Source organism: Dyella sp. 01N36, from assembly GCF_056399745.1.
Genome location: NZ_JBFTRY010000227.1, coordinates 1 through 6677, shown reverse-complemented (window position 1 = coordinate 6677; position 6677 = coordinate 1). Strand labels below are relative to the sequence as shown.

Annotated in this window: 5 protein-coding genes and 2 pseudogenes; 4 read left to right on the top strand and 3 right to left on the bottom strand. The window is 58.3% G+C overall.

Features of this window, described 5'->3' with window-relative positions:
- Nucleotides 1–288 precede the first annotated feature (288 nt).
- Nucleotides 289–612, bottom strand: coding sequence for a hypothetical protein (locus AC1DMG_RS19715; protein ID WP_441605671.1), 324 nt, complete (start codon nucleotides 610–612; stop codon nucleotides 289–291).
- Between the two features lie 175 nt (nucleotides 613–787).
- Nucleotides 788–1102: a HigA family addiction module antitoxin gene (locus tag AC1DMG_RS19710; protein WP_046972043.1), complete on the bottom strand. Its 315-nt coding sequence runs from the start codon at nucleotides 1100–1102 to the stop codon at nucleotides 788–790.
- 939 nt (nucleotides 1103–2041) lie between these two features.
- Here AC1DMG_RS19710 and AC1DMG_RS19705 point away from each other — a divergent pair.
- Both AC1DMG_RS19705 and AC1DMG_RS19700 read left to right on the top strand, forming a co-directional pair.
- A complete protein-coding gene (locus AC1DMG_RS19705) occupies nucleotides 2042–2242 on the top strand; it encodes a hypothetical protein (protein WP_441605670.1) in 201 nt (66 codons plus the stop codon).
- Nucleotides 2243–2747: 505 nt separating this feature from the next.
- Nucleotides 2748–4169, top strand: coding sequence for a DUF418 domain-containing protein (locus AC1DMG_RS19700; protein ID WP_441605669.1), 1422 nt, complete (start codon nucleotides 2748–2750; stop codon nucleotides 4167–4169).
- Between the two features lie 361 nt (nucleotides 4170–4530).
- On the opposite strand, the pseudogene AC1DMG_RS19695 reads toward AC1DMG_RS19700, so the two are convergent.
- Nucleotides 4531–5467 (bottom strand): annotated as a pseudogene (locus AC1DMG_RS19695) (IS30 family transposase).
- Between the two features lie 122 nt (nucleotides 5468–5589).
- On the opposite strand from AC1DMG_RS19695, the gene AC1DMG_RS19690 reads away from it, so the two are divergent.
- Together AC1DMG_RS19690 and AC1DMG_RS19685 are read left to right on the top strand one after the other, a co-directional pair.
- The gene (locus tag AC1DMG_RS19690) at nucleotides 5590–6012 is read left to right on the top strand and encodes a lysozyme inhibitor LprI family protein (RefSeq protein ID WP_441605667.1); all 423 of its coding nucleotides are present in this window, start codon (nucleotides 5590–5592) and stop codon (nucleotides 6010–6012) included.
- A 478-nt stretch (nucleotides 6013–6490) separates the two neighbouring features.
- A pseudogene (locus AC1DMG_RS19685) lies at nucleotides 6491–6677 on the top strand (IS30 family transposase); the annotation flags it as partial.

Here is a 6677-nt window from a genome sequence, read left to right as displayed (position 1 = left end):
TCGCCGCGTGCGTCAGCTGTCGAGACGTGCGTGCCCGAGCTCGGCGAAGTCGATATAGAGAGCCGACCAGGCGGCGTTCCCTGAGGATTCGTTGAGGAGCTCAAGCGCACCGGCAAGCTCGAAACCAAAGCGGTGAACATCGCATGTTTGGGTCGAAATGTTCGTAGCTAGCCGGTGCAAGTCCCGCCCTCGCGACCAGCTACCTGGCCGCCGTGACATGGTCACTGAGAACGGGGCGGAGTACCTATAACGGGTCGAAAGCGGACACCGGAGAACAACTGTGACCCGTTAGCGGAGGCCGTGGTTGTTTCTTTCCGCGCTTAGCTGTTTATAGAGCAACCACCACGCTGCGACGCCAGCAAGTCCGAGCAACGAGGAAATCCAGGCATGATTCGCGGCGCGAATGGTGGTGCTGAGCGCCGGGAACAACCAAACCCCAAACTTCAGCGTGAAGAAATGGATTTCGCTGACTGCAGCAATGATGGCCAGCATCAGAAATCCCTTGTTTCCCGTTCTCCGCCATGCCCTGAGCATGAACATGAACATAAGAAGGAAACACGCAAATCCGATGATCTGCGGACCCCATATATAGATGATCTGGAACGGCAGCATGGATCCCTCCTGTTGTCACTGCAGTGAGCTTACAAAAGCTATTGGTGTGTGTAGACAGTCTGTCTGACAAGGACACTAGGCGCCCTGCGGAATCGGCTCTTAGGTCCAGCAGCGGGACATCCCGTCTCCAGCGACGCGCCCACACATCCCGCCTGGCAATATCCGCTTCGGGTCCCTAATCAACAAGAGGACGATAAGCGCGGACCACCGGCTTCGCCCTTTCCAGATCGTACCGCGCTTGAAGGGCCAGCCAGTAAAAGGCGGTGGTGTCGAAAGCCAGGGATAACCGAATAGCGATCTTCGGGGTGATCGGGTGAGTGTCGGCGATGAAGGCTTTGATCTGATTGGATGGTATGCCGGTGCGACGGGCAAGTTGGGCGGGGTTGAGGGCGCTGGGGATCAGGTAGGCGTGCAGCAGGATGTCGCCGGGGGCTCGCAGGGGTTGCGAGGGGTCCACTTCCGAATGCGGGGTGAGCTGGATCAGTTCCATGGGGGTTCCTCCCTGTCGGACACGGCCGCGCAGCGGCTCAGGCGCTTACAGCGCTCCGTGTCAGTGAATGCTTGGCAGCTTCGTCGGTGATCGCCTGAGTGTGGCGCATCGCCCTACCGGCCGATGCGCCGCCATGGCGATCATCGGAGGCGTGTGGTGTTCACTCGAGGCTCGTCAGCGAGCAGGCGGGCGGCAGTGGATGGCCGTGCCCAGGCTGGCTGTCACGGCCACGGGAAGCGGCCATGGCAGCGCTCTGCCGGGGAATCCCCGCGCCTGCGCGTGGCGGCACTGCTCGCTGTCGACACGCAGGCGCGAGAGGGCGAGCACCGCCAGGGCGATGTCACCGCGAGTGCAATGACGCGGGATTTCTGGCCATGCCACAGGCGTGTACGACGGCTTGTGAGCCGGCGGAGTGAGGGTGTCGTCAGGGGGAACGGACGAGCGAATGCGTACCGTATGATCGCGGGTAGCCATGATCAACTCTCTTCTAGTTGGTGATGGTTAGCGGGTCGTGGGTGTTCCAATCACTCACGGCCCGCGCCTCATGACTTGGTAGTCATGATCATTCGCGAGGCCGTGCAATACGTCAGCGCGAATGACGGACTGACCCTAACAAGCAGGGTTGGCAACGTCTGTCAGGGTTGGGCGAGATGGATGTCCGCGTGACCGCGGGCGAGCGTGAGGGCTCGGGGCTGACGAAATGTCAGCGCCCTTTCCGTTGAAAGCAGAAAAGAGAAGGCAACCTTCTCACAAAATTCTGCCCAAGCTCCTCTTGGATACGAGTGAGGCCCCGCTGGGATGCGTCACGAAACCGCGCTACCTCTTCCTCAGGCCAACAGTCATCAGAGTCGCCGGGTGACGACCCATCGATGGATGTAGCGAACCAGGCGATGAGGTGGTTCAACCAACGCTAGTGTTCGCGGACAGGACCAAGGTCTCATGGTCTACCGGATGGCCAAATCGTTCGCGGGCATCTTGATTGCGCGACCAAAGGCATATCCCGCTGCTGCGGTCAAAGAAGTAGCCAAGTTCGTAAGCCAAGGCATAGCGCGTTCTGCGTCGACAGCAGACATTGTGGCGATCCTTCATCCAGAAGTGGGAGGAGAGAATTCATCTCGCGACTTCCAACAAAATGAATGATGACTGAGCACTTCGAGCCTAAGCCGATAACCAATTTCCCCCAAGGTCGAACTAACGATCTTTATGGCGTGAGCAACGAGGAACGCACGTTCTTGGTGCACTGGATTTTACGCCACAAGGCCAGACCGCGAAGGCGGCTGCGCCTGTCCGTGGAGGCTGAAGGACTAGCTGATACGTCCGTGTTGTCACTATCAGTAAGGTAAGGGCTCGTGAACTTAAAGCGTATGTTTTCGTCGTATCTAATTGCACCGGCATCAGCCTGTGCGATGAGTGAAGTTGCGCAAGCTGCCGTTGACAGCTATCAGCTTGAGATCGAGCCGTGGAAGCAACCACGGACTGAGAAGCCAACGTCCCCTCAAGGCTCGCTTAAGTCGCATTGTCGACCGTGTTCGCTATGGGTGTCCTCCTGATCGATGCGTGCGCTGCAGATCGGCACTTCGAACGGATGTGCCGCTGCCGGTTACCCACTGCACCCTCCAATCACTTGAGACCGTAGGACCCCATGATGAATTCGACTACCGCACTGCCAGTCGGCTTTGCGCCGGACGTGACGTCCGCGCCCCATGAGCATAGTGAGCCAACGCCGGTGACGGCAGCGCCGGTGAAGCGCGCCGAACGGATATCCAGCATCGACGTGCTGCGTGGATTCGCACTGCTCGGAATCCTGGTGCTGAACATAGATTCATTCGGCGATGTGCATGCGATGTACCACGACATGCCTAACGGAACCTCGTTGGATACCTTCTCCGGCCCGCATGCGCATTGGAGCTTGGCGCTGTTTTACATCAAGTGGTTGTTCTTCGAAGGCAAGATGCGCGGCATCTTTTCCATGCTGTTCGGCGCTGGCGTTGTCTTGTTGACGAGCCGCGCCGAGAAGCGCGGTGCGGGCGATGCCATTGCGGATATTTATCTGCGCCGCAATATGCTGCTTGTGCTGTTCGGGTTGATCCACGCCTGCTTGATCTGGAGTGGCGATATTCTTTTCGACTACGGCCTGGTGGCGCTGCTCTTTCTCTATCCGTTCCGTAAAGCCAACCCCAAAAAGCTGTTGTTGGCCGGAACCGTGATGTCGTTGCTGAGTACCTTTGCCATCAATGTCGTCCTACACAGCGAGCATGATTTCAGCCTGTCCCGCCAGGCCGCGGCGATTGCGACCAAAGTGCAGCAACATCAGCCGCTCAGTGCGTCCGAGCGCGCCGCGCAGGTGGCCTGGCAGGCACGTGTCGATACCTTTGCCAAACGAGCAGCCCCGGCGCAGGTGCAACAGAGGGTCGCAGAAGCCCGCCAGCAGGGTTATTGGGATGGCGTGCTGGATAGGATGCAGGGTTATTTTGGGCCGGGTGTAGCCTCTCACGTCGTCCTGATGGGGGATGAATTGGCTCCCATGCTGATGGGAATGGGCCTGTTTCAGCTTGGTTTTTTGACCGCTGAAACATCGTTGGCAACCTACCTGTGGACGGCGCTGATCGGCTTTGGCATTTCGTTGCCGTTGCTGGCGGCTGGCGTGGAGCGCACCTATGGAAACGGCTTCTTCTTTCTGACTGCGGAAGAATGGTTGTTTTTACCCTACTACCTGACGCGCGAAGCTGGCATGTTCGCCATCGTCTCGGTGGTAATGATTTTGATCAAGCTGGGAGCATTCAAGCGGACGCAGCAGTTACTCGCCGCGGTAGGCAAGACCGCACTGAGCAATTACCTGCTGACCAGCCTGCTTTGTCAGTTCATCTTTTTATGGGGGCCGTGGAAGCTGTTCGGCGCCTTGCAGTACTACCAGTTGATGTACGTGGTGTTCGGAATTTGGGCGCTCAACCTGGTCGCGAGTTCACTGTGGCTGCGCTATTTCCAATTTGGTCCGGTGGAATGGGTATGGCGTTCGCTGACTTATGGAAAGCGCCAGCCGATGCTGATTCGCGGTGACGTGAGCTAGCCCAGAGGTGACCGGAGCAAACGGGACGGAGGTTGTTAATTCGAACAATGACGGTAGGACTTAAGTACCTCCGTCCCGTTTGTGCGAGGGCCTAGAAAAGTGCTCTGACCCTTTTTTGCAGCAAAACTCTACTGAGCGCCATTGCCCGTCCGGTGATGTCCACTTCGGGTCGAGAGCGGACCTTTGTCACGAGCCGCTGGCCGAAGAGCGTCTCGTGGCGCGCCGATGCTTCGACATAAGGGACGCAAGCGTAAACAGCAGGGCGACTTGAATCACTCCTGCCAGCGCCAGCATCGCGACATCAGCGTACAGCCAAGAGAAAACGGACTGCGCCCAATGTTCCCCTCTCAGGGTTGCGGTTTCAGCCGGTCGTTGCAACGAATTGATGAAATCGTTCGGCCGGTGTTTCGAAGTTTAGAGTCTTTCTCGGCCTTCCGTTCAAGCGCCTTGCCACGGCGTTGAGTTGCGCTTGGGTGAGGCCAGACAGATCCATGCCTTTGGGAAAATATTGCCGCAGAAGACCGTTGGTGTTCTCGTTCGAACCACGCTGCCATGGGTTGTACGGATCACAGAAATAAACCTTGATGTCGGTGGCCAGCGTGAAGCGCTGATGTTGGGCCATCTCCGACCCTCGATCCCAGGTCAGCGACCGATAGAGTTCCTGCGGAAGTTTGCGTGCGTGCTTGATCAGCTGGTCGGTCACCGTTTGGCTATCCCGACTATCCACCTGCACCAGCATGACGAAGCGTGAGTGCCTCTCGACCAGCGTGGCGATCTGGCTGTTCCTGCCGCCAAATAACAAATCGCCCTCCCAATGGCCTGGTACGGCGCGGTCCTCGACCTCGGCAGGACGCTCGCGGATCGAGATCGCACCGGTAATCTGCGCGTGGTCTGCCGTCTTCTGCGTATGGTGTCGCGAGCGACGCATGGCTCGCGTGCGCCGCAGGTGCGCCAAGAGCTCTTTTTTCAGGGCTCCGCGGGCCTGGATGAAGAGACTGCGGTAGATCGTTTCATGCGACACGTGACGTGCCTCATCCCCTGGATAGGTGCGCTTGAGCCAGCCGGCAATCTGTTCCGGCGCCCATTGTTGTTGCAGCTTAGCGGCTACCAGGCGCCCGATCGGCCCGTCGTCGCACTGCCGGGCGAATGCCTCCCGTCTCGGAAAGAATCCGTCGCACCGAAGAATGGTATCGATCGAACAGGCGAGCGATCTGATGAAGTGACTCGCCACGTTGCCAGCGGTCCCACATCAGGCCGATCTGGGATTCGCTGTAATAGATCTTCGGTCGTTGGGACATCTTGCAACACTCCCGCTGCTCGCGCAGTCTTTAGTGTGTTGCAACGACCGGCTGAATCCGCAACTCGAAGCGGACATAATCAACGCCAGTTCGGCTGTGTCTTGAAGGCTCAGGGGGAGTCCGTGTTGCTCGTAGCCACTTTGCTGCTTCTCGGATTGGAAAGCGCATCCTTACCGGAGCGCTCAGCTGCTTCGGTCATCAACGATTGCTGGAAAGGCCACGCCCACTCCGGTATGAGCGCCTGCGTCGAAGGCCGAGCCAGAGAGGCGAGGGCAAGCCTCAACCAGGCGGAGAAGGCAGCGAAGGACAGCATTCTTGCTTCGGTGGACGAGCCGGGCTTTCCCGAATATCGCAAGAATTTGCTAGCCAAGCTCAGTCTCTCATCGAGCGCATTCTCGAAATACCTGGCCAGCGAGTGCGGCTACGAAGCGTCCCTGGCCGCGAAGGGAAATGGCTCTGAGGATGTTCGATTAGCCTGTGTCGCAATGCTAAGCGAGGAGCGCGCCCAGCTCATAAGGGAAACGCACCCAGTGCCGCAAATATGAGCTTGGCAACGTCCGCTTTCGACCCGCAGCGGACCTTGCATGTCCGGGATAGAGGGGTAACGCGGAGCGCTTTGGAGAAGGCCTGGGGGAGTGATGCGTCAATACAAACTGTCGTTTGCATTGGTTTTCTTTTGGTTACCGCTCGCGATATGTGCCTTTCTGAACCCGGGCAAGAACGGAGGGTACGTCGGGGCCTTCTCTTTACCGAAGCTTGTACTGCTTGGGCTCTCTGGCTTGCTCTTTCTCGGTTACTTCGTTGCCAATCTGTGGCCGGGAAAACTTCAATCGCTTGCATGTACGAAGAATGATGCAACTTGGTCGACAGTCGGCTGGGCTTGGCTCGCGTTGGCCTTGGGGCTGCTAGCCCTTTGGTGGTCGGCCGAGAATCTGATCAAGCTTTAAGGTCCGCTTCCGACTGCGGATTCAGCCGGTCGTTGCAACACACTAAAGACTGCGCGAGCAGCGGGAGTGTTGCAAGATGTCCCAACGACCGAAGATCTATTACAGCGAATCCCAGATCGGCCTGATGTGGGACCGCTGGCAACGTGGCGAGTCACTTCATCAGATCGCTCGCCTGTTCGATCGATACCATTCTTCGGTGCGACGGATTCTTTCCGAGACGGGAGGCATTCGCCCGGCAGTGCGACGACGGGCCGATCGGGCGT